The following is a 26479-nucleotide window of genomic DNA, read 5'->3' on the forward strand; positions in this document are numbered from 1 at the left end:
ACGACCTTCCGCCGAGGAGAGCGTGCGACTCGTGCGGATCGTCGAGCTGCGCGGCCTGCCCGGACCGGGGTGCACCTGGCCCGACAGACGCGATCACGCACCGTCGCGATGACGTCGAGGCCGCAGGTCGACGTGGACGTCGGCTTCCAGGGCGGAGCTGTGAGTTCAGGCATCAGGTCTGGTACAGCACCCGCCACTTCCGGTATGTCATGACCCTGACATCACATGCCGGAGTGAAAGGAACCCCCGTGCGTCTGCGCCCCCTGCGCGCCCTGTGCGGTACCGCCGCGCTCACCCTGACCCTGCCCGTACTGTTCACGGGCCAGGCCGCGGCGGCCGTCCCCGCCTACTCGGTATACCTGCAGAACTACACCACCGGCCTGAACGCGGCCGACAGCGGCGGCACGGTCGCCGCCCACAACCCGAAGGGCAACGAGGACCACCAGCAGTGGACCCTGGTTGCGGTCGAGGGCGGCCACCGGCTGCAGAACGCCGACGAGTCCGACACCTGCCTCGGCCGCAGCGGCAGCTCCGCGGTGACCGCCGCCTGCGGGGCGGAGGGCACCACCTGGACGATCACCCCCGGCGCGGACAGCACCTACACCGTGAGCGTGCCAGGCACCTCGCAGTACCTCACCGGGTCCTCCTCCGACACCAGCGCCGTACAGCTGGGCTCCGCCGGTGACCTCGCCCGCTGGTACCTCACCCCGGTGACGTACGCGACCACCGCGATGCCGTCCGCCGACAGACGCACCCTGGACCAGGTCACGTTCCTCACCGCGCACAACGCCTTCGCCAACGGCGCCGACGGCAACTTCGCCTCGTTCCCGGTCAGCCTCTTCCCCAACCAGAACCACGGCATCAGCCAACAACTCAGCGACGGCGTCCGCGGCTTCATGCTGGACGACTACACCGTCTCCGGGCAGGCCGTGCTCTGCCACAACAGCTGCGACGGCGTGAGCAACCCCGTCCCCCTCGCCACCGACGTGCAGCGCATCGTCGACTTCCTCAAGGCCAACCCGGGCCAGTTCGTCACCGTGTTCCTGGAGGACTACGCCTCCTCCGATGTGCTGAGGTCCTCCCTTGCCTCCGTGAGTGGGCTGTCCGACGTGCTGTACCGGCCCGACCAGGAGGGCGTGGCGACCAAGGGCTGGCCGACCATGGCGGACCTCGCGGCGCGCGGCAAGCAGTTGCTGATCTTCAGCGACCGGACGCGGGCGAGCGACACCGCGAACGGCTGGACCACCCGCGACACCTTCGGCGTGATGTACCAGCGTGAGTGGACCGTCGAGAACTACTGGTCCATGGGCGGCGGGCTCGGTGACTCCGACTGGTCCTGCTACAGCCGCTGGGGCACCGGCCGGCCGTTGACCGTGGACTCGACCGCCTTCCACCCGCTGTTCGTGATGAACCACTTCCGGGACTACACGATCAGCTCCACTGCCGAGACGGACAACGGCAAACTCCTCAACCGCGCGCAGGGCTTCTGCACGCCTGCCGCGCGCAAGAAGCCCAACTACCTCGCCGTGGACCGCTACGACCTGGGCTCCCCCACGCCACTCGGCACGGTCGGCACCTTGAACACCTACGTCCTCGCCTCCGGGCAGTGAACAGCCCGCGGCGTCCAGGGCCCTGGCGTATGGCCATGCGCTTGAGGTAGTCGTCGTCCTGCACCGCTCCGCCGACCAGGACGACCGCGCCCGCGTGCTGTTCGCGGATCAGCTGCACCAGGTCGCTCTCGCGGTCCACGTCCTCACGGGTGGGCAGACCAGGCTCAGCCTGCCCTGGTCTGCCGCCTCCTGCTCCACCCCGGCGCGCGCTGTCAGACGGTCCTGCCGGTCACGGTGCTGCCCGTCTTGGTGACGTAGTACGTCGCCGTGGCGCCGCTCCAGAAGTGGAAGGTGAGCGTCACTCGGGAGGCGTCCTTCAGCGAGTTGGCGAACTCGGAGGTCAGCTTGATGGAGTCGCCGGTGTACGCCGAGAAGGCGGTGTCCCACTGCTGGTAGGAAGTCCAGCTCGCCGGGCCCGCGTTGCTCCCGTCGTCGTACCTGGCCTCCATGGTCGCCAGCATGTCCCCCCGGAACTGCGTGGGGATGGTCAGACCGCTGGTGCTCCCCAAGGCGTTCGACAGGACCGGTCGGTCGTAGCTGATCACATCGATCCGCCACTGCACGCCGCGGGAGAACCTGGCCTCCAGCGTCGCGTTGACTCCATGGGCCCGGTCTCCGGCCAGTTCGGTGAGCGCGGCGGCCGTCAGCGTGAGCTGGTTGCCGGAGACGGTGTAGTCCCTGCCTCTCACGAGGTTGCGGGAGCCGTGCCGCAGTCCCTGGAAGTCGGTGCCGTTCGGGTTCAGCGTCAGTGTCCGGCTCGTGATGGCACTCGACTTCGGGAGGAACACCATGTCGCTGGAGGCGCTTCCCGAACGCGTGGTCCAGCTCGACCTGATCTGGGCGAACAGCTCCGGGTCCCGCCATTGCAGGGTGTTGCGGTTCAGGAACTGGCCGGCGTCCCACAGCATCGTGGTGAGGTTCCGCCGGCGGGCGTAGTCGCCCAGGAACTCGAAGTACTTGCGCTGCTCGCCCCGCTGGATGATGCCGGGGCGGTTGTGGTCGTAGGCCAGCAGGGCGTACTCGCCGATGATGACCGGGATGCCGCGCGCGACGAAGGTGTTGTACGCGCGGTCGAATGTGGCGGTGAGGTCCTGCTCCGAGGTGGCGTCGAACCGGGTGTACCCGGCGATGTTCACGCTGAACGGCCACCAGCCGTAGAAGTGGATGGTCGTGGCCACCATGGGATCGCGCAGGTCGGCCAGTTCGGTGGCCAGCGCGTCGAGCCGGCCCTGGTCGGCGTTGGTGTACAGAGTGGGCAGCACCAGCAGGCGGGTGGTGTTCCCGCCGCCGGAGTCACGGACGATCCGATGAGTCACCTTGTTGAGTTCGGCCAGCAGCCGGTAGTTCTCGTCGTCACCGGAGGTGTCGCTGAACGTCGGCTCGTTGATGCTCTCGAACACCAGCCTGGCCGACCTGCCCCGGAACTCCGCCGCGATCTGGGTCCAGGTGGCGCTGTAGCGGGCGAGAACGGCGTCGTGATCCTTCGAGAGGTTGTTGACCCACATCCATGAGTCGTGGTGCATGTTGAGCAGCACGTACAGGTCTTCGTCCAGCGCCCAGTCGACGACCTGCCGCACCTTCGCCATCCAGACCGGGTCGATCGTGTAGTCGGGTGCGGCGCCCTGGTGGATGCCCCAGGTGACGGGCAGGCGGATGCTCTTGAAACCCTGCGACTTGACCTTCTGCAGGAGTGCCCTGGTCACGGGCGGGTTGCCCCAGGAGGTCTCGTCGGGGATGGCGTCGTAGGTGTTGCCCAGGTTCCAGCCCGGCTGCATGGCTGCCACCGCGCTGCGGGCGGCCGGGGCACTGGGCGGCGGTACGGGGGGATCGGCGGCCTGCGCGGTGGCGGGCACCAGCGGCAGCAGGGCGACCGCCAGGAGGAGTGCCGTCAGTCTTCGTGGGGGGCGCGACGACCGGCGTCGTCGCGGAAGGAACCTTGCCAGTCTCCTCGTCATCACGTGCACCTTCCGGTTGGGGGCGGCGCAGACCCTGGCGGGAGGGTCCCTGCCAGGCCCGTTCGACACGTGGGCGGGGTCGGCTTCAAGCCGACCGAGATACAAGCCAGGGAAAGAAACTTTCGCAGTCCAGCGGCGGAGAAATTAACATGAAGATGTGTGGGAGGCCACAGGTTCGTCAGGAGGAGATGCCAGAATGGCCGGGCACATCCATACGACGCTGTTCAACCGGCTTGCGCGGCAGACATCCGCCGGGCGCGAGCGGTTCGATGATCGGGCAGGCGACTTTGGCGGACTACGCAGCTGACGGGCCGGTGGGCAGGGACGGCGGGCAGGGCGACACTTCCCGGCCGGTCACCATCGCGTTCATCGCCGAGTCGGCGGGGGTGTCCGTCCCGACCGTTTCCAAGGTGATCAACGGGAAGTCGGGTGTCTCCGCGGACACGCGCGCACGGGTCGAGGCACTGGTCAACAAGCACGGCTACCGCAGGCCCGCGGGCGCCAACCGGAACAACGTCGTGGAACTCGTGTTCCGCGAGCTCGAGCACATGTGGGCGGTCGAGATCATCCGGGGCGTCGAGCGGGTGGCCCGCCAGCACCGCGTGGGCGTCATGGTGTCCGAGTTCGGGCTGCACGACACGGACCCGCCCACCTGGGACGACACGGTCTCCCGGCGTCCGAACTGCGTTCTGTCCGTGGCCCAGCTCTCCGAGGCCGAGCGCGAGCAGCTGAAGGCGAAGGGCATCCCGTTCGTCGTCTTCGACCCGGCCACGGAACTGCCGGACGACGTCCCCTTCGTGGGCGCCACCAACTGGTCCGGCGGCCGGGCAGCGACCCGCCACCTCACCGAACTCGGGCACCGCCGCATCGCCATGATCAGCGGCCCCCAGGACCAGCTGTACTGCTGCGCCCGCCTGGACGGCTACCGCTCCGCGATGCGGTCCGCCGGCCTGCCGGTCGATCCGGGACTCGTCGTGCACGCGCCACTCACCGGTGAGGACGGCTGCGCGGCGGCGCGTTCCCTGCTGGCCCTGCCCGACCGTCCGACGGCGATCTTCACCGCCAACGACCTGCAGGCGCTCGGTGTCTACCAGGCGGCGCGCGAGGCCGGCCTGCGTATCCCCGACGACCTGAGCGTCGTCGGTTTCGACGACCTGCCGGTCGTGGCCTGGGTGGACCCGCCCCTGACCACCGTCCACCAGCCACTGACCGAGATGGCCGTGGCCGCGACGGAGCTGGCGCTCACGCTCGGTCGCGGTGAGGAGGCACCCCAGGTCGGGCTGGAGATCGCGACAACCCTGACGGTCCGGGCCAGTACCGCTCCGCCCAAGAGCTGACCTCGACGGGCAGAGGCTCACGAGGCCATTGACCGCGGTGAGGGCCGTCGCTAACCTCCACTGGAAACTATCTCAAGCTGGAGGGCGAAAGTTTCGCAGCTCTGAGTGGCCGACCGGCACTCACTGACCCACGCGGAGGCAGCGGGTTCACCCGGTCCCCGGCCGCCCCGACGGTGTACTCGTACCGGGCGGATCCAGCGGCTCCAGGCTCTCCGCCGACCTCTCGACAGTGCGGTCGACCCAGTGAAAGGACTCGATGAGGGTGCCGAGCACGCCCGACACGGGCAACGCCGTCAACAACCCTGTAATCCCCGGCTTTCATCCCGATCCGTCCATCTGCCGGGCGGGCGAGGACTACTACATCGCGTGCTCCAGCTTCGAATACTTCCCGGGCGTGCCCATCTTCCACAGCCGGGACCTGGTGCACTGGACCCAGATCGGCAACGCCCTCGACCGGCCGAGCCAACTGCGCCTGCCCCCTGACGCCGCTTCCTCCGGGGGCATCTACGCACCCACACTGCGCCACCACGACGGCCGCTTCTGGCTGATCGTCACGAACGTGAGCGGCGACGGCAACCTGCTGTTCACGGCCACCGACCCCGCCGGCCCCTGGTCCGATCCGGTCCCGCTGCCCGGGGTGCACGGCATCGACCCGGACCTCGCCTGGGACGACGACGGCAACTGCTGGTGCACCTGTGCCGGAGTCGGACAGGTCCGCATCGATCCCCACACGGGGGAGACGCTCGGTCCGCCGCGACGGCTCTGGTCCGGCACCCCCGGCGCCAAGGCCCCGGAAGCACCGCACCTGTACCGGATCGGCGAGTACTGGTACCTGCTCATCGCCGAGGGCGGCACCGAGCGGTGCCACGGTGTCTCGATCGCCCGAGGCCGCACGCCCACGGGCCCTTTCGAGCCGTGCCCGGCCAACCCGATCCTGACCCACCGGGGCACCGACCACCCCATCCAGAACACCGGCCACGCGGACCTGGTACAGGCACCTGACGGCACGTGGTGGATGGTGCTGCTCGGCGTGCGGCCGCACGGCGGCACTCCTGGCTGGCACGTCCTCGGCCGGGAGACGTTCCTGGTGCCGGTCGACTGGGTCGACGGCTGGCCGGTCGCCGGCGAACTGTCGTCCGTGATGTCCGCGCCCCCCTGGCCGCTGCACCCTCCTGTCCTCGTACCTGGCCGGGACGACTTCGACATGAGCGGGCTGGCCCCGTACTGGATCTCGCTGCGCCACCGTCCCCCGGAGGCCTGCACCACGAAGGAACGGCCCGGCTGGCTGACCCTGCACGCCCGCGGCGGATCGCTCGACGAGACCGACGTGACGTTCGTGGGCCGGCGGCAGCAGCATCTGTCCTGCCGCGTGCGCGCCTTGGTCGACGCGGCGGAAGGACGCGGCGGCCTGGCCGTCCGCCTCGACGAGCAGCACCACTACGACATCGAGGCCTCGTCCGGGGAAGTGCACGTGCGCGCCCGTATCGGTCCGTTGAACACAGTCGTGGCGTCCCGCCCGACGCCCCCCGTGCCTGTGGTTCTCCGCATCGAGGTGGCCGCCGTACAGACCGTGAACGATGCGCGCACCGGCCCGGACACCGTCTCGATCGGCATCGAGGAACCGGACGGCACCTTCGTCGAGCTCACATCCCTGGACGGTCGGTACCTGTCCACGGAGGTCGCCGGCGGCTTCACCGGCCGGGTCATCGGAATGTTCGCCTCGGCCGGCCCCGTCCACTTCGACTGGTTCGAGTACGAGCCGCTCGATGGCTGATCAGCCGCCACGAAACTGGTGTTGAACCGCTCCGGGGGCTGAACGAGCCTTCAGCGTTCCCGGAGCGGTTCATCCTTCTCATACAGCAGATCGCCAAAGCATCAAGGTCAGTTGATGCGCACGATCTTCCAGAGCTGGTCGTCGTTGTTCAGGTCGTTCCACTGGATGACGGCGGCGCCGTTGCTGGTGGAGGACTGGGCGACACCCGCGTGGAGGCCGCTGTTGACGTTCCTGAGTTCGTAGTAGCCGTCGCCCGCCTCGACGAGCGTCCATTTCTGTGAGTCGGCGGTGGAGGGGGTGTTCTGGACGACGGCGGCTCCCGCGGTGGTGGAGCCGTCGCGGATGTCCAGGTTGAGGTTGCTGTTGACATTCTTGATGGTCCAGGCTCCGCCGCTCGCGGACTGGAAGGTGAACAGCTGGCAGAAGCAGGCGGAGTTCTGCCACTGGTTGGCGGCTGTGTTGGTGGTGGTGGAGGCGGCGGGGATGTCGAGGTACTTACCGCTGTTCTTGTTGACCAGGACGTACTGCCCGGTGCCCAGGGGCGGCAGGGCGGTCTGGGTGAAGTCCCAGCGCTGGCAGGCGCAGCCGGTGCCGCTCCACTGGACGGCGGTGGTGCCGGTGGCGGTGGACGCGTTCGGGATCTCCAGGTACTTGCCCGTCACCCGGTTGGTGATGGTGTAGCCGCCGGCCTGGTGCGGGGAGACGGCCCACTCGTGGTCGAGGGTGCCGTTGTCGTCCCACTGAAGGATCCTGGCGCCGTTGGCGGTGGACTGGTTCTCCACTCCGAGGACCTTGCCACTGGCCACATTGAAGATCTTGAAGTAGCCGGACGACTGCTGTTCGAAGCGCCACTGCTGGTTGGTCGCGTTGGTGGTGGCCTGCTGCGTCGCACCGGTTCCGTTGGTCGTGGAGCCGCCGGCGATGGTGAGCTTCAGGTCGCTGTTCGCGTTGGACAGGGTGTAGGTGGCACCGTCGGAGATGCCGCCGCCCAGGTCGACGACGCTGTACGTGACCGAGTTGACGCCGGTGCTGCGCGCGCGTCCCCCGCTGAGCACCATCAGGCTGTGGCCGTCGGCCAGCGGGAGCATGCCCCGGCTGTATCCGCCGGCGACGTTGGAGCGCATACGGGTCCAGGCGTTCGCGGCGCCGTTCTCGGTGTTGACGAACAGGTCGTCCTGGCTCTCGCCGCTGAGGGCGAGGGTGCCGTTCGGGCCGCCGGTGGGCAGCCAGGTGATGAAGGGCGCGCCGCTGGGGATGACGCCGTCGGTCGAGCGCAGCACCCGGCCGGTGACGGAGCCGAACCCTTCCGGGTCGGAGGAGATCTTGTAGTAGACGGAGCACCGGCCCTCGGGGGCGTTGCAGTACTCGTAGCTCATCACGTAGTTGCCGTTGGGCAGCCGGGTGACGACCGGCATGCCGGGGCGGTCCGCGTAGGTGGGCATCGACACGTCGTCCACGACCGGGCCCCAGTTGCGCAGATCCGTGGAGACCTGGTGGACGATCTCCTGACCGTGGTCGGTGTCGCGCTGGTCGGAGTAGTAGACGATGAGCCGGTCGCCGGAGAGCACGAAGTAGGGCTCCCAGACGGGGGTGTAGCCGTTGGTGGAGAACGCCGGGCCGCCGGTGGCGATGTTGGTGACGAAGGTCCAGCTCTGGCCGCGGTCGGTGCTGGCGTACAGATCGATCTTGCTGCCGCCCCACCGGTCGTACGGCACCGAGTCACCGGCGGCGAGGATGGTCCCGGCGGGGAAGCCGCCCATGGCCCGGGGCAGTTCGAACAGCTCGGGCTCCCAGCGCATGCCCCAGCCGTTCTGGGTGTCGGCGACCTCGGAGATCTTCGTCCAGGACTTGCCGTTGTCGGTGCTGCGGTAGATCGGGAAGACGGGCATGTCCACGCGGTACTGCTCGAACGTGGCGAGCAGGGTGCCGTTGGCCGAGCCATTGTGCTGCAGACGCATCGCGCGCGGATAGAACGTCCCGGGCGAAAGCGCGTTCGACGGCGGCGTGTACAGCGTCTGCGACGGACGGGCTTCTGCCGTCGCGCGGCCCGCGGCGGGCATGGTCAGCGTCCCTACCGCGACGAGCAGGGCAAGTATCAACGTCAGGAGGGAGAGGGGACGGGAACGCGGAGCGGCGCCGGGTCTGGCGCCTGTCTGCGCAGGGGACATGTGTGGCTCCCGGGGGAAGGGATGGGGGATGTGTTTCGATGCCCGCCGTACCCGCGTTGATCCGGGCGGGGAGGCGGAGTCGATGAGTGGCGCCGACCGGCGCGGCACACGCGGCGGACCGGACGGCGTCGCGGTGCCGGTGGCGCCCGACAGCCCCACGGTGAGGTGGCTGTCGGGCGGCGGAGTGGTGCCCGGGCGTGTGGCCCTGTGCCCTGCTGAGACGGGTGTGGGTGCTGCTCAGGTGGTGGGACGCGCCGTCTGGCCCTGCCGGGACGGTGGGGGTGCGGTCGAGCCGCGGACGACGAGTTCGACGGGTGGTTCGCTCGCCGGAGGCAGGTCGGTCTCCGGCTCCTCGATGGCATGAACGAGGAGCCTGATTCCCTGCTGTGCCGCGGCGTCGAAGGGCTGACGCACGGTGGTCAGGGGAGGGGTGACGTAGGCGAAGACGGGGTTGCCGTCGAAGCCGACGACGCTGATGTCCTCCGGCACACGGCGGCCGGCTTCCCGCAGGGCGTGGATCAGACCGATGGCCATCTCGTCGCCCGCCGCGAACACCGCGGTCACGGAGCTGTCCGAAGCCAGCTCGCGGCCCGCAGCGTAGCCGGAGGCGGGTGACCAGTCGCCCTCGACCAGGGGAGGCTCGTGCGCGCCCCGGGCCGCCAGCGCCGCCCGCCAGCCCTCGATACGGTCTTTGGAGGCGTACCACTGTCGTGGACCGGCGAGGTGGTGAACGGTCGTGTGCCCCAGGTCCAGCAGGTGGTCGGTGGCCGCCCGCGCCAGGGCGTAGGCGCCCACACCCACGGTCAGGGTCCGGGCCGAGGCGAAGGCCGGCGGCGCCCCCAGGAAGAGGACCGGCACGTCGACCCTGACGGACACCTCTCCCTCCACAATGGGCTCGGAGACGACGACACCGTCCACACCCTGCTCGAGCAGTGACATCACGGCGCCCGCGATGCCCTCGGGGTCACCGTCCGCCGTGTTGACCACACGCAGTGCGTAACCGGCATCCCGTACGGCCCGCTCGATGCCCACCAGCAGCGAGGCGGTTCCGTATCCGGCCGTTCCCAGGGCGACGACACCGATGGACCGGTTCCGGCCCGAGGCCAGCGCCCTGGCGGCGTGGTTCAGTCGGTAACCGAGTTCCCCGGCGGCTTCGAGAACGCGTCGGCGGACCTCGTCGGAGACGTACGGCTCGTTGTTGAGGACCCGCGACACCGTCTTGCGCGAGACCCCGGCCACACGGGCCACGTCCGCGCTGCGCGGTGCGGGCGAACCCGCGCCGCGTCCCACCACTGGTGTCATGAGGGCTCCCGAAGTGCCTGTATCGAACGAGGTCAACTGTATGACCGCGCGGTCACTGACCGCGCGGTCATGTCTACGCAGCCGGAGGTGCACGCGTCAAGAGAACCAACAGCATCACTTCCGTTTTCCGCGACATTCCCGAGGCCGCCGCACGCTCGCCGGGCTTTCGGGGGCTGCTCCGCACGGCAGGTGATCCGCAGAGTCTTGACAGCGGATCGCCGGAACGTTCACTCTTCGACGCGTCCACCGATCGGATCGTCCGATCGCGTTCGTTCCTGGTCGTATCGACGACCGCTTCCCGTCGTACTCCCGCGCCGATTCGCCGCGCCCGGGTACGACAGCGCCTCAGGAGCCGAAATGCACCATTCCTCCCTTGGTCAGCCCATGCCTGCGCCGGGCACCAGCCGCCGCACCCTCCTGCGCGGCATAGGCGGCGCCGCCGCTCTCGGCGCCGGCATCCCCCTGCTCGGCGCCTGCGGCGGCGGCAGCGGCGGTACGGCCGCCGACCCGAAGACCGTCACCCTCGGCTCCAACGCGTCCGACGCGGTGCCGAAGAAGGCGTTCGCCGAGATCTACGCCGCCTTCGCGAAGAAGTCCGGCGTCAAGGTCGACGTGAACACCAAGGACCACAACACGTTCCAGGAGCAGATCAACTCCTACCTCCAGGGCACGCCCGACGACGTGTTCCACTGGTTCGCCGGCTACCGCATGCAGTTCTTCGCGGCGAAGGGCCTCGCCACCCCGATCGACGACGTGTGGAAGACGATCGGGGGCAACTTCCCCGAGGCGATGAAGGCGCTCAGCAAGGGCGAGGACGGCAAGTACTACTTCGTGCCGCTGTACACGTACCCCTGGGCGCTCTTCTACCGCAAGAGCGTCTTCCAGGAGAAGGGCTACGAGGTCCCCACCACCTGGGACCAGTTCGTCACCCTGTGCAAGCAGATGAAGAAGGACGGGCTCGTCCCGATCGCCTTCGGCGACAAGGACGCCTGGCCCGCGCTCGGCACCTTCGACCAGATCAACTTCCGCACCAACGGCTACGACTTCCACGTCGAGCTGATGGCGGGCAAGGCATCCTGGACCGACGCCAAGGTGCGCAAGGCCTTCGACCACTGGACGGAGATCCTCCCGTACCACCAGGAAGGCGCCGTCGGCCGCACCTGGCAGGACGCCGCGCAGACCCTCGTGTCGAAGAAGGCGGGCATGTACCTGCTGGGCACCTTCGTGGGACAGCAGTTCACCAACCAGGCCGACCTGGAGGACCTCGACTTCTTCGCCTTCCCGGAGATCGACCCGGCGTACGGCCAGGACACCGTCGAGGCCCCCACCGACGGCTACATGCTCAGCAAGAGCCCGAAGAACCACGAGGGCGCGGTCAAGCTGCTCGAGTTCCTCGGCACCCCGGAGGCCGAGGAGATCTACCTCAAGGCCGACCCGAACGTCGTCGCCGCCTCCACCAAGGCCGACACCTCCTCGTACACCCCCCTGCAGAAGAAGGCGTACGAGATGATCAGCGGCGCCCAGCACCTCACCCAGTACATGGACCGCGACAGCCGGCCCGACTTCACCTCCACCGTGATGCAGCCGGCGCTGCAGAAGTTCATCCGCGACCCCAAGGGCGTCGACAGCCTGCTCTCGTCGATCGAGCGCCAGAAGAAGACGATCTTCGCGTCCTGATGAACCCGATGAGTACCACCGACACCAGCACCCAGTCCCCGGAGGCGGCCGCCGTGCCGTCTCCGGGCTCCGCCCGTGCCAGGAGCGCCAGGAAGGCGGGCCAGGGACACCGCCGTCTGCTCACCCGCCGTGACCGGCTCACCCTGGGCCTGATGGCGGGCCTGCCCACCATCCTGCACGTCGCTCTCGTGTGGGTGACGGCCCTGGCCTCGATCGCCCTCGCCTTCACCACCTGGGACGGCATCGGCTTCGACGCCATCAAATGGGTCGGGCTGCACAACTTCACGGAGCTGTTCACCAACAACCCCCAGTTCTGGCCGGCCGTGGAGCACAACGTCATCTGGTTCGTGGCGCTGATCCTCGTCCCGACCCCGCTCGGCCTGTTCCTCGCGGTGCAGCTGGACAAGAAGATCCGCTTCAGCCGGGCGTACCAGACGGCCTTCTTCCTGCCGGTCGTCGTCTCGTTCGCGGTCATCGGCTTCGTCTGGCAGCTGGTCTACAACCCCGACACGGGCCTGATCAACAGCCTCATCGGAGCCAACGAGCCCGGCCGCTACATCGACTGGATCGGCGACCCGGACCTCAACCTCTGGGCCGTCCTCATCGCGGCCTCCTGGCGCCACACCGGCTACATGATGATCCTCTACCTGGCCGGCCTGAAGAGCGTCGACCCGTCCCTGCGCGAGGCCTCCGCACTGGACGGCGCCAACGAGTGGCAGACGTTCAGGAACGTCATCTTCCCGACACTGCGCCCCACCAACACCATCGTGCTGGTCGTCACCATCATCGAGGCCCTGCGCGCCTTCGACCTCGTGTTCGTCTTCAACAAGGGCGCCGAGGGCACCGAGCTGCTGTCGATCCTGGTGACCAACAACATCATCGGTGAGTCCAGCCGCATCGGATACGGCTCCGCCATCGCCGTCGTCCTGCTGGTGATCTCCCTCGTCGTGATCATTCCGTACCTGGTGGCCACCTTCCGGAAGGAGCGGCGCGCATGAGCACCACCGTCGCGACCGGCGCGCCGAAGAAGCGCATCCCCGTCCGCCCCGCCCGGATCCTGCTGCACGTCTTCCTCACCGGCACGGCGCTGGCCTGGCTCGCGCCGCTGCTCTGGGCGGTGTACGCGGCCCTGCGGCCGTACGCGGAGACCAGCGAGAAGGGCTACGTCTCCTGGCCGGACAAGCTGAACCTCGAGAACTTCACGAACGCGTACCAGCAGTCGGGCATGACGCACTACTTCGTCAACACGCTGCTGATCGCGGTCCCGGCGGTCCTGCTGACGCTGTTCCTGTCGTCGATGGTCGCCTTCTACGTCAGCCGCTTCGACTTCCGCCTCAACCTGTTCCTGCTGCTCGTCTTCACGGCGGGCAACCTGCTGCCGCAGCAGGTCATCATCACCCCGCTGTACCGCCTGTACCTGCTGATCGACCTGCCCGGCATCACGGTCAGCGGCAAGCTGTACGACTCCGCGCTCGGCCTGGTCCTCATCCACGTGGCGTTCCAGTCAGGCTTCTGCGCCTTCGTACTGAGCAACTACATGCGCTCCCTTCCGCACGAGCTGACCGAGGCCGCGCTGGTCGACGGCTCGTCCGTGTGGCGGCTGTACTGGCAGATCGTGCTGCCGCTGTGCAAGCCGGCGATGGCGGCCCTGGCGACGTTGCTGTCCATCTGGATCTACAACGACTTCTTCTGGGCCATCGTGCTGATCTCCACCGGCGAGAACATGCCGATCACCTCGGCCCTGAACAACCTCTCCGGCCAGTACTTCACCGACCCCAACCTGGTCGCCGCCGGCGCCCTGCTCACCGCGATCCCGACGCTCATCGTCTACTTCCTGCTCCAGCGGCAGTTCGTCAGCGGCCTCACCCTGGGCGCCAACAAGGGCTGACCCACCCACACACCACCCCTTCCCTACACCCCGGAGCACCACGAGTGAGTACCGCACGTCGCCTTCGGCTTCCCGGCATCGCCTACGGCGGCGACTACAACCCCGAGCAGTGGCCCGAGGAGGTCTGGGCCGAGGACATGCGCCTCATGCGCGAGGCGGGCGTGACCATGGTCAGCGTCGGGATCTTCTCCTGGGCGCTGCTGGAACCCGCCGAAGGCGTCCACGACTTCTCCCGCATGGACCGGATCCTCGATCTGCTCCACGAGAACGGCATCGCCGCCGACCTCGCCACGCCCACCGCCGCCCCGCCCGCCTGGTTCTTCAAGGCCCACCCGGAGGCGCTGCCGGTCGACCGGGACGGCCGCCGGCTGTGGCCCGGCAGCCGCCAGACCTTCTGCCCCAGCAGCCCCGCCTACCGCAGCGCGGCGCTGCGTATCGCGGGTGTCCTCGCCGAGCGCTATGCCGCCCACCCGGCCGTCGCCATGTGGCACGTCCACAACGAGTACGGCTGTCACAACGCCGCCTGCTACTGCGACACCAGCGCCGCCGCCTTCCGCACCTGGCTGCGCGCCCGCTACGACGACGACCTGGACGCCCTCAACCACGCCTGGGGCACCACCTTCTGGAGCCAGTGGTACTACGCGTGGGACCAGATCCTGCCGCCCCGCGCCACCGGCGCGGTCCCCAACCCCACCCACCAACTGGACTGGCGCCGGTTCTGCTCCGACGAACTACTGTCACTGTGCACCGCCGAACGCGACGTACTGCGCCGGGCCGCTCCGGACATCCCCGCGACCACCAACCTCATGGTCCTGCGCACCTTCGACGCTCTGGACTACTGGCGCTGGGCGCCCGAGTTGGACATCCTCTCCAACGACCACTACCTGATGTCCGACGACCCGGAGGCGGAGATCGACATCGCCCTCAGCGGCGACCTGATGCGGTCGCTCGCAGGAGGCCCGTGGTTCCTCATGGAGCACTCGACCGGTGCCGTCAACTGGCAGCCGGTCAACCGCGCCAAGCGGCCGGGGGAGATGCGCCGCAACGCCCTGGCACATGTGGCCCGCGGCGCCGACGGCATCGCGTTCTTCCAGTGGCGTGCGGCGAAGGCGGGCGCCGAGCAGTGGCACTCGGCGATGCTGCCGCACAGCGGCACCGACAGCCACGTCTGGCGGGACGTCGTCCAGTTGGGCACGGACCTGAAGGCCCTGGCCGAGGTACGGGACTCCACCGTCCCCGCGCAGGTGGCGATCGTGTGGGACTGGGACGCCCGATGGGCGCTGGAACTGCCCTCGCAGCCCAGCGGCGAACTGCGCTACCAGGACCTGGTGCGCGACTGGTACACCCCCTTGTGGCGGGCAGGGGTGGCCGTCGACTTCGTACGCCCCGGCGACCCGGGGCTCGACCGCTACAAACTCGTCCTGGTGCCGTCGCTGTACCTGGTGACGGAGGCCGCCGCGGCGAACCTCGTCCGGTTCACCGAACACGGGGGCACGCTGGCCGTCGGCTTCCACAGCGGCATGGTCGACGAGAACGGGCACGTTCGCCTCGGCGGCTACCCCGGCGCGTTCCGTGACGTCCTCGGGGTGCTCACCGACGAGTTGTTCCCGCTGCTGCCCGGAGAGACGACCGGCCTGGCCGGCGAAGTGCCTCCGGGTGCCACGGCCGAGCTGTGGTCGGAACGGGTCCGTCCCGCCGGCGCGCAGGCCGTCGCCTCCTACGCCGATGGCCCGCTGGCCGGCCACCCTGCCGTCACCCGCCACCAGCATGGCAGCGGAACCGCCTGGTACCTGGCCACCCGTCCTGACCCCGACACGCTCGCCGCCCTGCTCGACCGCATCCGCCGGGAGGCCGACGTGACGCCGCAGCACCGGGCGCCCGCCGGGATCGAGGTGGCCCTGCGCCGCGGCAGCGAGGCCGACTACCTGTTCCTCATCGACCACACCGGAGACGGCGCCGAAGTCCCGGTCCCTTCCGGCGAGACGGAACTTCTCACCGGCAAGCCCGTCACCGGCTCGGTCACCGTCCCCGCGGGAGGCGTCGCGGTCGTACGCCGGCCGCACCGTGCAACGGCGGACACCCTCGGGGAGGACACGGAACCGACGAGGCCCCCGCGCTGAGGGGTCGGGGTGTGGAGTACCTCCCTCAACAGCACGGGAGCCCCGTCCTTCGCGGACACTCCTCGGGCAGCCGGACACCCCGGCGCCGAGCGTGTTGCCCATCGCGTCAGGCCGCCACCCGCGCCCGCCGGAACGCCCGGCGCGGGTGGCAGTCGTACCGCGGTGGGCAGTCGTACCGCGGTGGTCGTGTCGTCCGTTATGCGGTTGCCTCTGCCTCCGCCTCCGTCCGCTGCTGACGGCGCTTGCGTTGCAGGACCGGGTCGGGGACGGGGGCGGCCGCCACCAGCCGACGGGTGTACTCGTGCCGTGGCCGGTCGCACACGTCGGTGCTGGGTCCTTCTTCGACGATGCGTCCGTGCTGCAGTACCAGCGTGCGCGCCGCGAACTCCTTGACCACGGCGAGGTCATGAGTGATGAACAGGTAGGCACACCCCAGCGTGGTCTGGAGCTCGGAGAGGAGGTCCAGGGCGGCGGCCTGGGTGGTGACGTCGAGGGCGCTGGTCGGTTCGTCGCAGATGATGATCCTGGGTTGCCGGGCGACCGCGCGGGCGATGGCGATGCGCTGGCGCTGGCCTCCGCTGAACTGGGCCGGGTAGCGGTCGGCCGCGTCCTCGGGCAGGCCGACGCGGCGGAGCAGGCCGGTGATGTGGTCACGGACCTCGCCTCGTGAGCGGGGCGAACCGGCGAGCAGGGGCTCGGCCAGTGTCCGTCCCACCGGCAGCGCCGGGTTGAGTGAGCCGTACGGATTCTGGAAGATCGCCTGGATGTCGGTGGACAGTGCGCGGCGGGCGCGGCCGGTGAGGTGGGTGATGTCCCGGCCGTCGAGCAGCACACGTCCGCCGCTGACCGGGGTCAGTCCCAGCACGGCCCTGCCGATGGTGGTCTTGCCCGAGCCGGACTCGCCCACGAGCGCGACCGTCTCGGCCCGACCGACCTCGAACGACACGTTCTCGATGACGGTGGTGGGGGGCTTGCGCAGGCCGCGGGAGGGGTAGTGGACCGCGAGCCCGTCGATCTGGAGTACGGGTGTTGCGCTCACGTGATCCTGCCCTCGGTCCGAGCGATGCTGGGTGTGCTCTCGATGAGTTTCCTCGTGTAGGGGTGCTGGGGCCGGTAGAAGATGTCCTCGATGGAGCCTTCCTCCACGATGTGGCCCTTCTCCATCACGATCGCGCGGTCGCAGGTGTCGGCCACCACTCCCAGGTCGTGGGTGATCAGGATGATCGCCATGCCGCGCTCGTCGCGCAGTGTCCGGAGCAGGTCCAGGATCCCCGCCTGCACGGTCACGTCGAGTGCCGTGGTGGGTTCGTCGGCGATCAGCACCTTCGGCGTGCCGGCCAGCGCCATGGCGATGACGACGCGCTGGAGCATGCCGCCGGACAGTTCGTGCGGGTGCCGGCGTGCGACGTCGTCTGGGTCGCGCAGGTGGACGCTGGTCAGCAGCTCGCGGATCCGTTCCCTGACGGCCTCCTTCCCGCCCGGTGCGGTGCCGGTGCGGCGGATGACCTCGCCCAGTTGGGAGCCGATGGTGAAGTACGGGTCGAGTGCCACCATGGGTTCCTGCGAGACCAGGGCGATCTCGCCACCGCGGATGTGCTGCAGTTCCCGTTCCGGCAGGCCGCTGATCCGGTGGCCGGCCAGCCAGGCCGAGCCGCTCGTCACGGCTCCGTTGGGCGGGAGCAGTCCGAGCAGGGACAGGCCGGTCACTGTCTTTCCGCTGCCGGACTCCCCGACGAGACCGAAGATCTCACCGGGGCGGACCGTGAAGCCGATGGAGTCGACGACGGTGCGGGGTCCTTGCGCGGTGGCGAAGGTGATCGAGTAGTCGCGTACGGCGAGCACCGCCCCGTCCGACGGTTTCTCCGACGGCTTGGCGGCATCCTGGAGAGCCGCTGTGGGAACCGGCTGCCGCGACCGGCCACCGGTGGCCTGCCGCCGGTCCTGTTCGAGGTCGCGCAGCCCGTCGCCGATGAGCCCGAAGGACAGGGACATGAGGCCGATGACGCCTCCGGAGACGAACAGCAGGTAGGGGTCCTGCTGCATGATCTGGGCGGCCTCGCCGACCATGCCGCCCCAGCTCGGGGCGGGCGCCGGAGTGGCCAGTCCGAGGAATCCGAGGCCGGTCTGGATGGCGAGGGCGTTGCCCGAGAAGAGGAAGACCGGGACCAGCAACTGCCCTGTCAGCCTCGGGAGGATGTGCCGTGCCATGATCCGCGCGGGGCCGAGCCCGGACACCCTGGCGGCGTCCACGAACAGTTCCTCGCGCAGCGCGAGGCATGAGCTGCGGATGATCCGGGCCAGGCCCGCGGAGGCGAAGAAGCCGATCGTGAGCATGGCGGCGACGTTGCTCTGGTAGAAGATCGCCAGGACGGCGAGCGTGATGATGACCGCGGGAACCGAGAGCATGACGTCCAGCGCGGCGACGATGACGCGGTCGGTCCAGCCGCGCAGGTAGCCGGCCAGCATGCCCAGGGACATGCCGAAAAAGGCGTAGACGAGCACGGCCAGTCCCACCCCGATCAGGGTCGGCCGTCCGCCGTACAGGAGCCGGCTCAGCACGTCGCGGCCCAGGACGTCGGTGCCCAGCAGATGGTTGGCCGAGGGGCCGGACAGCGTGTGGAGCAGGTCCTGCGTCAGCGGTGGGTGCGGTGCCAGGAGCGGGGCGAGGACCACGGCGAGGCTGATCCCGGCGACCACGACGAGCGCCGCGGCAGCAACGGGACGGCGCCAGATCCCGGCGAAGGGGTTGGTCCACGCCCGCGATCGCGCCTTCGGGGGCGGCTCGGCAGTGGTCATTCCGTACGCACCTTGGGGTTGAGGAGGCTGTAGAGGATGTCGACGAGAAGGTTCACCACGATCACCATGACCGTGAAGGTGATGGCGAGGCCCTGCACGACCGGCAGATCGTGCTGGTTGGTCGCGTCCACGACCGTGGTGCCCAGACCGGGCAGGGTGAAGACGTTCTCGATGAGGATCGTGCCGGGGATGAACGTGATCATCATGAGGCCGATGGTGGTCACCACCGGCAGTCCGCAGCCCCGCAGGGCGTGCTTCCAGACGATCGAGGAGGGACGGATGCCACAGGCCCGCAGCGTTCTGATGTGGTCGAGGCCGAGGGTGGACAGCATCGCGTCGCGAGTGACCTTGGAGATGAAGGCGACTCCGCCGATCGAGAGGGAGACAACGGGCAGGACGAGGCCGGCTGCCCATTGCCCCGGCGACTCGGCGAACGGGGTGTACCCGGTAGCGGGGAAGAGGGCGAACTTGACGGCGAACACGGCGACCAGCACCAGTGCGATCCAGAAGTTGGGCACTGCGCTGCCCAGCAGGGACACGATGTCGAACGCTCGGCGGCTGAACCGGCCGCGCGTCGCGCTGTACACGCCCAGCACGACGCCGACCAGGCTCGCGAGCACGGTGCCGCCGATCACCAGCGCTAGGGTGACCGGCAGGCGTTGCCCGATCAGATCCAGCACGGATTCGCTGGTGAACAGCGAGTTGCCGAGGTCACCCTGAAGGAGGTCGCGGAGGTAGAGCCAGTACTGCACGGCGACCGGCTGGTCGAGGTGCATCGCGGCCCTGAGCGCGTCGTACTGCTCCTGCGTCGCGTTGATCCCGAGCAGCGTCCGTGCCGGATCTCCCGGCACGAACGACTCCAGGACGAAGGTGATCGCCGAGACGATCACAAGGAGCGGGACGGACAACGCCAGCCTGCGGAGAATGATGGGAAACATCGGCCCTCGTCAGCGGGTGGTCCACAGGGTGTTCGAGACCAGCTGGGCGCCGCCCTCGGGGAACTGCACCCCGTGCAGCTTGGTGTTGTACATGACGATCGTGTCGGTACCGGACACCGGCAGCGCGAGCGCCTTGCGCACGATCACATCGGTGAGATCCTTCGCCGCCGCCCCGCTGGAGTGGGGGTCGGACTCGGCAAGCCGGGCGTACGCGGCATCGACGTCCTTGTCGGCCACACCGAAGACGTTCATGATGCCCGTCTTGGTGAAGCCCGGCTGCTGTGCGTAGAAGTTGGAATCGCCACCCTGGCCGGGGGACAGCACGGTGGCCGCGTACTTCTTCGTCAGCAGGTCGTTGATCCAGCCGCCGAAGTTCGTCGCGGCCCTCAGCTTCAGCTTGACGCCCACCTTGGCGAGCTGGTCCTGCAGGGCCTGGACCATCTTGGTCGTCGAGGGGTCGAAGGACCCGTAGTTCACCGGGATGGTCAGTCCCTTGCCGTATCCCGCCGCCTTCAGCAACTTCTTGGCCTTGGCCGGGTCATAGGGGTACATGTCCGCGGTCGCGGGGCTGTAGCCGTCGTAACCGGGCATCGTCGGCTGGGAGGTCGGTGCCCCGTAGTCGCCGTAGACCGCCTTGGTGATCGCGGAACGATCGATGGCGAAGTTCAGCGCCTGCCGGACCCGCACATCGCCCAGCCCCTCGACGACGGTGCCCTCGCGGTCCAGGAGGAACAGGCCCGCCCAGGTGGTGGGCTTCTTGATCGTGGTGAGCGACTTGTTGCCGGCTATGGTCGGCGCCACCTCCGGAGTGCCGAACATGAGGTCGATCTGCCCGGACTTCAGGGCCTGCACCTGCGAGTTGACGTTCGGCATCACACGGACGGTGATCTTCTTGAAGTGGATGGCGGACTTGTCGTAGAAGTTCTTGTTCGGAACGTAGACGTAGTGGTCGCCGGAGACCGACTGCTTGGCGCTGTACACGTACGGCCCGGCGCCGAAGGTCGCCGAGGCGAGCTTCTTCGGGTCCTTCAGCCCCGCCGGGCTGATGATGGCCCCGCCCAGGTACGCGGGCGTGAACAGCGCCCCCATGTCGGGGTTCGGCGTCGGGCTGCTGACCACCACCGTCGAACTGTCCGGCGTGGAGAAGGTCAGGGGCTGGAACCAGGAGCCTCCCGGTCCGCTGCCCTTCTGGAAGTACTTGATCGAGTCGACGACGGCGGCGGCGGTGACCGGCGTGCCGTCGGCGAACTTCACGCCCTTGCGCAGGTGGAGCTCGAACTTGGTGTTCCCCTTGCCGACGTAGCCCCACTTGTCGGCCAGTCCGGCTCCCAGGTCGCCGTTGGCCTTGCGCGTCAGCAGCGTCGCGTAGGCGGGGTCCATGTAGTTCAGAAAGGGCCCGACAGCGATCTGCGCGGGGTCCAGGCTGTTGGGCGCCGAGGACAGGGCGATGGTCAGGTCGACCGGGCCGGCGCTGCCGCTGCCGCTGGTCTGGCCGCCGCCGCAGGCCGCGAGCGCGAGCGATGCCGCGACGCCGATGGAGGCCTGGAGTGCGGTTCTTCTCTTCATCGAGGGTTCTCCGTTGTATGGGATGCCGGGGGAGCAGGGGTGGTATGGGCGCGCAGCCCGCGAGCGGGGACACCGAGGCGGATGGCCTGGACTGTGGGCTGCGCGTCTTCAGATGGGGATCTCAGCGCGAGAGGCACTGAGCGATGCCGATGCGCCTGACCGGGGTGACCGGTGACGGCGGCAGGGGTGGCGGAATCCGCCGTGGTCATACGGGGTCATACGGGGTCATACAGGGTCATAGGTGCCGGGTACTCGCTCGCGTGATGCCGATCGCCCATCGCGGCCGACCGGCCGTCAGGTCGTCGCAGCACGGCCGCATCGCAGAACGGCGTGCAGTACCGGTGGGTCCCGGACCCAGGGAGCAACACGTATGCAATTCGCCCGGAGAATTACTCCGTCTCGTGAGGGACACGGGCCGTCTGCTTCAATGTCGACGACCGGATGACTCGGGAGGGCGTCTCATCGCACCACCTCGCATCATGGCTACTTTGAGTAGCTATAACGTGTCGCTAACACGTTATAGTGGGTGCCCGTAAACTAACTGTGTCTCCTGCGTTGCGCAAGAGGTTCGTGGAAGGTGGTCATCGATGGCACCGCGGAGCAGCAGGGTGACGAGTGCGGACGTGGCCCGTGAGGCCGGTGTGTCGCGGGCGACGGTGAGCTTCGTCCTCAACAACACGCAGCATCAGAAGATCACCGAAGCGACACGTCAGCGGGTGCTGGCTGCGGCGGAAAGGCTCGGCTACGCGCCGTCGGCCGCGGCGCGAACCCTGCGGTACGGGCGTTCCGATGTCGTCCTCGGCCTGCTGCCCGACTGGCCCCTCGGCTTCGCGGCCGGGCAGCTCATCCAGGAGCTGACGCTTGCGTTCGCGAAACGCAACTTCACCTTCGTCGTCCACTCCAGCATCCGGGGCGCCCGCTCGCTGAGCGAGATCTGGAAGGCCCTCACACCGGCCGCCGTGCTGGCCTTCGAACCGTTCTCCGACGCCGACGCGGCGGCGATGCGGTCCGCGGGCATCGAGGTGATCGCCGCCCTGTACGACGACAAAGGACTCGGGTCGGACGAGAGCATCACCACCGCGAACGCGATCGGTGCCGCGCAGGCCCGCCACCTGGCCGCCTCCCACGGTCGACTGGGATACGCGTACCCCGACGACGAGCGGGTCGCCGTCTTCTCCAGGCCGCGCCTGGACGGTGTCCGCAAGGTGTGCGCCGAACTGGGACTGCCCGACCCCGACGTCCGGACCGTCCCGCTGACCCCGAGCGCGGCCGCCGACGCCGTCCGGTCCTGGCTCGCTGCCGATCCCCCCGTGACCGGCATCTGCGCGTTCAACGACGACGTGGCCATGACCGTGCTGGCCGGTCTACGGCACCTCGGCCTCCAAGCCCCTCGGGACATGGCCGTGATCGGCGTCGACAACAGCCCCGCCGCGGCGGTGTCCTGCCCACCGCTGACCAGCGTCGTCCAGGACCTCCCCGCGATCGCCGAGTTGTACGCGGACACGGTGACGGTCGCGCTCGACGGCGCACAGTCCCCCGGGAACCCGGTCGAGCCGCAGATCCGGCTCGAGGTCCGCGAGTCTGCGTGACGGCCTGCGCCGGCCCGGTGGAGGCCGCTGCAGGGGGTGGCGCCGAACCGGCGCGCCCGCTGTCGGCCTGTCGGCCACCGTGGTTCGGCCGCGTCGGCAGGGTTCCCGGCTGCAACTCCGGCCAAGCTGATCGCCTGCGTCACCGCAGGGAACCCGGTCGCCCGTATGGACGCCCCGAGCGCCCGGGCCAGTACATCCGAGCCCGCTGACCCGGTGCGCGTGCACGCCCTCCGCCGGTGGACCCCGAGGAGCCCCCTCGCAGAGCCCGCCGGGCGGCGGGCCATGTCCTGTGAGGGGCGCTGAGGAGCGGCTGCGCACGGCCCGCGGCACACGCACCCGGACCCGCACACGCACCCGGACCCGCTCCCGGACCCGGTCCGTTCCGGCACCCCCAGCGGCCCCACGTCCCGACCTCACAGAAAGTGGCCACCATGCCCCTCGACCCTTATCTCGCGGAGAGACTGCACCTCGTCGCCGACATGACTTTCGCCGATCTCGCCGACCCGGGCGCGCTGTCGCGGTTCGGTGAGTTCATGCGGGACCCGACGGATTGGGTACAGCCCGACGTCGCGGTCGAGAACCTTGAGATCGCCGGCCCTCATGGCCCGGTGCCGGTGAGGACGTACACCCCGCGGCGCCCCGGTACCGCGGCCGTCCTGTGGGCGCACGGCGGCGGCTTCCTCGGCGGTGACCTCGACATGCCCGAGGCGCACGTGGTCGCGGCCGAACTGGCGGCGCGGGCCGGGGCGGTGGTGGTCTCCGTCGACTACCGGCTGGCGACGGGCGGTGTCCACTACCCGGTTCCGCTGGACGACGTGTGCGCCGCGTGGCGCTGGCTCAGGACCGAACTGGCCGCCGACGCGGAGCTCGTGGCCCTCGGAGGGGCGAGTGCGGGCGCGGCCCTGGCGCTGTCCTCAGCCCTCCGGGACCGCGACCAGGCACTGCGGCCGGCCGATCTCCTCCTGCTCGCCTACCCGTTCGCGCACTTCCCCGTCCCCGTTCTGGACAGTGCCACGGCCACCGAGATGACGGCTCTCCCGCCGACGATGCGCTTCTCCGCGACCGACGTCGAGTTCATGGTGCGGAACTACGTCGGCCGGCTCACCGACCTCCCGCGCGACGCGCTGCCGGGCGCGGCTCCGCTGCACGGCCTCCCGCCCGTCCACCTGCTCATCTCCGAGTACGACGACCTCCGGCCGTCGGCCGAACTCCTCGCGCGGCAGCTGACCGCGTCCGAGGTCGAGGCCAGCACCTACCTGGCCGCCGGCATGCCGCACGGCCACCTCAACCGGACCCCGGCTCTCGCCGAGGTCGGGCGATCACTCGACTTCTTCGCCGACGCTCTGCGTGAAGCGGCGCGCTGCCGCTGACGGGGACAGCAAGCGGCCCGCTGTGTGTCAGGACACAGCGGGCCGCGGTCGGTGAGGCCGGGTTCCGGGACCGGGCGCGGGTGATCAGGTGCCGGCGGACTCCGGGGCCGATTCGCTCGTCCTCATGAGCCGCTCCAGCACCTCGTCCGGAATCGGCTGAGGAAGGAAGCCGACGAACTGACGCATCGCCATGGACGACAGCATGAGAACCGCGTCAGCGTTCCCCTCCGCGGCTGCGGCGGCCTGTTCCTCGGGGAGGCCGGACACCATCGCCGCCGTCAGCGCGGGGCCGACGGCCGGGTGGCCGAACCACTCGCTGACGGTGGAGTCGAGGGTGAGCGGCCGCAGCAGGTTGTCGCCCGCCAGGTCGAGGGCGGCGGTGGCGACGACGTCGTGGGCGTTGTCGGCGAGCTGCACCTCGTACTGCCCGGCGGCGACGGTCCAGTCGTCGCGGGAGATGTCCCAGTAGGCGAAGGCGCGGCGGTCGAGGGCGATCTCGACGGTGGTGCTCTCACCCGGGGCGACCGCCACCTTGGCGAAGCCGCGCAGTTCCCGGGCCGGGCTGCTGACCGGGCGCTTGGGCGCGGTGACGTAGACCTGCGCCACGTGCTTGCCGGAGCGGCCGCCGGTGTTCGTGACCGTGACCCTCACCGTGGCGGTGTCCGGACCGGTGGGGGTGACCTGGAAGCCGGTCTGCTCGAAGGAGGTGTAGCTCAGGCCGTGGCCGAAGGGGTAGTGGACGGCGACGTCGGCGGTCTCGTAGTAGCGGTAGCCGACCATGACGCCCTCGCCGTAACGGACGTGGCCCTGCTCGCCGGGAAAGTTCAGGAAGGAAGGCGTGTCGCCCAGCCGGAACGGGACGGTCTCGGCGAGCCGCCCTGACGGGTCGACCCGGCCGGTCAGCACGTCGGCGATCGCGCCGCCGCCCGCCTGCCCGGGCAGCCACGCCTCCACCACGGCGTCCACCTCGTCGTGCCAGCCCTCCAGGCTCACCACGCCACCGTTGAGGAGCACGACGACCGTACGTGGGGCCACCTGGGCCACAGCGCGCACCAACTCCACCTGATCGGCGGGCAGGTTGAGGTGCTCGCGATCGAAGCCCTCGGACTCGTCGGTCTCGCGCAGGCCGATCACCAGTACGGCGGTCCCGGCCCGGCCCGCGAGTGCGACGGCCTCCTCGCGCAGCTGCCCGGCGTCCGCGGACCCGGTGGTGTCATAGCCCTGCGCGAAGTCCACCTGGGCCTCGGGCAGCAGGGAACGCAGCTCCTCCAGCGGGCTGTCGACACGGGTGGCGTTGACGTGGGAGCTGCCGCCGCCCTGGTAGCGCAGGGCCGTGGCGAACTCGCCGATGACGGCGAGGCGGCCGGTGGGAGCGAGCGGCAGGGCCTGGTGGTCGTTCTTCAGCAGCACCAGGGAGTCGGCGGCGACCTCGCGGGCCAGCCGGTGGTGCGCGTCGAAGTCCACCGTCACGGGTCCTGACCGGGCCCGGACCCGCTCGGCCAGACCGCGCAGCCGGGCGACGGCGGTGTCGACGACGGTCTCGTCCAGCTCGCCGGAGCGGACCGCGGCGGCGACCTCGGCGCCGGTGTCGCGATGCGTGCCGGGCATTTCCAGGTCGGTGCCGGCGAGCAGCGCGGCGACACGGTTGCTGACGGCACCCCAGTCGGAGACGACCAGGCCGTCGAAGCCCCATTCCTCGCGGAGCACCCGGGTGAGCAGCCACCGGCTCTCGGAGGCGTAGATGCCGTTGATCTTGTTGTAGGCGCACATGACGGTCGCCGGACGGGCCTGGACCACGATCCGCTCGAACGCCGGGAGGTAGATCTCACGCAGGGCGCGCTCGTCCACCTCGGCGCTGACCCGCATCCGTTCGGTCTCCTGGTTGTTGGCCGCGAAGTGCTTGACCGACGCGCCCACACCCTGGCTCTGCACACCGGCCACATGCGCCGCACCCAGCACGCCGCTGAGCAACGGGTCCTCGGAGAAGTACTCGAAGTTGCGGCCGCACAGCGGCGAGCGCTTGATGTTGACGCCGGGGCCCAGCAGTACGTCCACACCGAGCGCACGGGCCTCACGGCCGAGCGCCTCTCCCACACGGCCGATCAGTTCCGCATCCCAGCTGGAGGCCAGCGCGACCGCGGGCGGGAAACAGGTCGCCGGACGACTGTTGTGAAGGCCGATGTCGGAGTCCGAACGCTGGCGTCGCAGGCCGTGCGGACCGTCGCTCAGTACGAGTGAGGGAATCCCCGCCCGTTCGGCGGGTTCGGTCGTCCACATGTCCCGGCCCGAGAGCAGTGCGGTCTTCTCGTCGAGGCTCAGCTCGGCTGAGCCTTGATCGTGGCTGGTCGCCATGGTGCGGATCCTTGGGTGAGGGGTGAGGGGTGAGGGG

The 26479-nt window shown here is 69.4% G+C and carries 17 protein-coding genes; 9 read left to right on the forward strand and 8 right to left on the reverse strand.

Translation table 11 applies throughout. The annotated features are described in order from the left end of the window. The first annotated feature begins 254 nt into the window (after nucleotides 1-254). Nucleotides 255-1610: an RICIN domain-containing protein gene (locus tag FNH04_RS04165; protein WP_386574081.1), complete on the forward strand. Its 1356-nt coding sequence runs from the start codon at nucleotides 255-257 to the stop codon at nucleotides 1608-1610. Between the two features lie 212 nt (nucleotides 1611-1822). On the opposite strand, the gene FNH04_RS04175 is transcribed toward FNH04_RS04165, so the two are convergent. Further along, the gene (locus tag FNH04_RS04175) at nucleotides 1823-3565 is read right to left on the reverse strand and encodes a cellulase family glycosylhydrolase (protein ID WP_152780391.1); all 1743 of its coding nucleotides are present in this window, start codon (nucleotides 3563-3565) and stop codon (nucleotides 1823-1825) included. 269 nt (nucleotides 3566-3834) lie between these two features. Here FNH04_RS04175 and FNH04_RS04180 point away from each other — a divergent pair, with 269 nt between their 5' ends. Together FNH04_RS04180 and FNH04_RS04185 are read left to right on the forward strand one after the other, a co-directional pair. After that, nucleotides 3835-4902 carry a LacI family DNA-binding transcriptional regulator gene (locus FNH04_RS04180; RefSeq protein WP_152780427.1) on the forward strand — a complete coding sequence of 356 codons (1068 nt, stop codon included), beginning with the start codon at nucleotides 3835-3837 and terminating at the stop codon, nucleotides 4900-4902. 256 nt (nucleotides 4903-5158) lie between these two features. Beyond that, nucleotides 5159-6676 (forward strand): glycoside hydrolase family 43 protein, encoded by a 1518-nt coding sequence (locus FNH04_RS04185; protein WP_152780393.1) that lies wholly within the window; start codon nucleotides 5159-5161, stop codon nucleotides 6674-6676. A gap of 107 nt (nucleotides 6677-6783) precedes the next feature. Here FNH04_RS04185 and FNH04_RS04190 read toward each other — a convergent pair whose 3' ends face one another. Together FNH04_RS04190 and FNH04_RS04195 are read right to left on the reverse strand one after the other, a co-directional pair. Next, nucleotides 6784-8844: an RICIN domain-containing protein gene (locus FNH04_RS04190; protein ID WP_152780395.1), complete on the reverse strand. Its 2061-nt coding sequence runs from the start codon at nucleotides 8842-8844 to the stop codon at nucleotides 6784-6786. Nucleotides 8845-9081: 237 nt separating this feature from the next. Then, nucleotides 9082-10146, reverse strand: coding sequence for a LacI family DNA-binding transcriptional regulator (locus FNH04_RS04195; RefSeq protein WP_152780397.1), 1065 nt, complete (start codon nucleotides 10144-10146; stop codon nucleotides 9082-9084). Between the two features lie 357 nt (nucleotides 10147-10503). On the opposite strand from FNH04_RS04195, the gene FNH04_RS04200 reads away from it, so the two are divergent. From FNH04_RS04200 to FNH04_RS04215, 4 genes are read left to right on the forward strand one after another with little or no spacing between them, the layout of a single operon-like run. After that, entirely contained in the window at nucleotides 10504-11823 is a 1320-nt protein-coding gene (locus FNH04_RS04200) for an ABC transporter substrate-binding protein (protein WP_152780399.1), read from the forward strand. 8 nt (nucleotides 11824-11831) lie between these two features. Continuing rightward, on the forward strand, nucleotides 11832-12821 hold the full coding sequence (locus tag FNH04_RS04205) for a carbohydrate ABC transporter permease (RefSeq protein WP_152780401.1): 990 nt from the start codon (nucleotides 11832-11834) through the stop codon (nucleotides 12819-12821). Continuing rightward, the gene (locus tag FNH04_RS04210; RefSeq protein WP_152780403.1) at nucleotides 12818-13711 is read left to right on the forward strand and encodes a carbohydrate ABC transporter permease; all 894 of its coding nucleotides are present in this window, start codon (nucleotides 12818-12820) and stop codon (nucleotides 13709-13711) included. The genes FNH04_RS04205 and FNH04_RS04210 overlap by 4 nt, the downstream gene beginning before the upstream one ends. 44 nt (nucleotides 13712-13755) lie before the next feature. After that, nucleotides 13756-15831, forward strand: a complete 2076-nt coding sequence (locus FNH04_RS04215) for a beta-galactosidase (RefSeq protein WP_322722571.1) — start codon at nucleotides 13756-13758, stop codon at nucleotides 15829-15831. 196 nt (nucleotides 15832-16027) lie between these two features. Here the strand turns inward: FNH04_RS04215 and FNH04_RS04220 are convergent, their stop codons facing one another. Genes FNH04_RS04220 through FNH04_RS04235 form a run of 4 tightly spaced genes read right to left on the reverse strand, consistent with a single transcriptional unit; the run spans nucleotide 16028 to nucleotide 21131 of the window. Continuing rightward, complete coding sequence (locus tag FNH04_RS04220; protein ID WP_322722572.1) at nucleotides 16028-16870, reverse strand: ABC transporter ATP-binding protein; 843 nt, start codon at nucleotides 16868-16870, stop codon at nucleotides 16028-16030. Further along, nucleotides 16867-18627, reverse strand: a complete 1761-nt coding sequence (locus FNH04_RS47360; protein WP_152780405.1) for a dipeptide/oligopeptide/nickel ABC transporter permease/ATP-binding protein — start codon at nucleotides 18625-18627, stop codon at nucleotides 16867-16869. Before FNH04_RS47360 ends, FNH04_RS04220 begins: the two co-directional genes overlap by 4 nt. Further along, a complete protein-coding gene (locus FNH04_RS04230) occupies nucleotides 18624-19565 on the reverse strand; it encodes an ABC transporter permease (protein WP_152780407.1) in 942 nt (313 codons plus the stop codon). Before FNH04_RS04230 ends, FNH04_RS47360 begins: the two co-directional genes overlap by 4 nt. 9 nt (nucleotides 19566-19574) lie before the next feature. Then, nucleotides 19575-21131 (reverse strand): ABC transporter substrate-binding protein, encoded by a 1557-nt coding sequence (locus FNH04_RS04235; protein ID WP_152780409.1) that lies wholly within the window; start codon nucleotides 21129-21131, stop codon nucleotides 19575-19577. A 587-nt stretch (nucleotides 21132-21718) separates the two neighbouring features. Here FNH04_RS04235 and FNH04_RS04240 point away from each other — a divergent pair. Together FNH04_RS04240 and FNH04_RS04245 are read left to right on the forward strand one after the other, a co-directional pair. Continuing rightward, entirely contained in the window at nucleotides 21719-22720 is a 1002-nt protein-coding gene (locus FNH04_RS04240) for a LacI family DNA-binding transcriptional regulator (protein WP_152780411.1), read from the forward strand. 431 nt (nucleotides 22721-23151) lie between these two features. After that, entirely contained in the window at nucleotides 23152-24090 is a 939-nt protein-coding gene (locus FNH04_RS04245; RefSeq protein WP_152780413.1) for an alpha/beta hydrolase fold domain-containing protein, read from the forward strand. 84 nt (nucleotides 24091-24174) lie between these two features. On the opposite strand, the gene FNH04_RS04250 is transcribed toward FNH04_RS04245, so the two are convergent. Next, nucleotides 24175-26442 carry a glycoside hydrolase family 3 C-terminal domain-containing protein gene (locus FNH04_RS04250; RefSeq protein ID WP_152780415.1) on the reverse strand — a complete coding sequence of 756 codons (2268 nt, stop codon included), beginning with the start codon at nucleotides 26440-26442 and terminating at the stop codon, nucleotides 24175-24177. Nucleotides 26443-26479: the final 37 nt, after the last annotated feature.

The sequence above is a fragment of the Streptomyces phyllanthi genome (assembly GCF_009377205.1).
Lineage (GTDB): Bacteria > Actinomycetota > Actinomycetes > Streptomycetales > Streptomycetaceae > Streptomyces > Streptomyces phyllanthi.